At 34.0% G+C, this 588-nt stretch carries 1 protein-coding gene; it reads right to left on the bottom strand.

The genetic code is table 11. The features are described from left to right. Nucleotides 1-3 precede the first annotated feature (3 nt). Nucleotides 4-504 carry a hypothetical protein gene (locus IDG60_RS28445; RefSeq protein ID WP_010956664.1) on the bottom strand — a complete coding sequence of 167 codons (501 nt, stop codon included), beginning with the start codon at nucleotides 502-504 and terminating at the stop codon, nucleotides 4-6. Nucleotides 505-588: the final 84 nt, after the last annotated feature.

Below are 588 nucleotides of genomic sequence, written 5' to 3'. Positions count from 1 at the left end.
GTTTTATAAGACAGGATGACGTAACTGAGCAAAGAAATGAGCATTGTCGAATGACATCGTGTGTCTTATTAAAATTGCAATGGGCATAGCATAGGTATATTCACAGTCGATTTTCTTGATTTCTACAGTATCATAATACGTAATGTAAAAGTTATACGACAGTCGATAGTCGATTCGCTTTTTACCACGAGCATTTATTATGCGTTGCTTCAACGTCGACTTCAATTTACTTATAATGAATGTCATTAGACTCTGCCTATTCTGATTAATATTTAATATATTATGCGTGCGTTCAAACCCCTGAGGTTCATCTGTCTCGCTCACGTCAATCCCTCCTATCTTAGTATTTAAACAACGTATATCAACTATGCAACATGTGTTGTTTAGACATACTATACTACTATGTTGTACGTTTGCCAATAAACACGCACATATCATTTGTTGCCTAAACAACATATTGTCTGAAGTGTTGTTTAAGTACGCAAAAACAAAAATGCTTGTCACTAAAATCTATATGTTTTAATGACAAGCTTATTTTCATTCAGTTAACGACTGCTAATATGACATTGTAGAGTATAGGACGTTGAT

The organism is Staphylococcus sp. EG-SA-2 (assembly GCF_017152085.1).
This window is presented reverse-complemented; position numbering and strand designations above follow the sequence as displayed.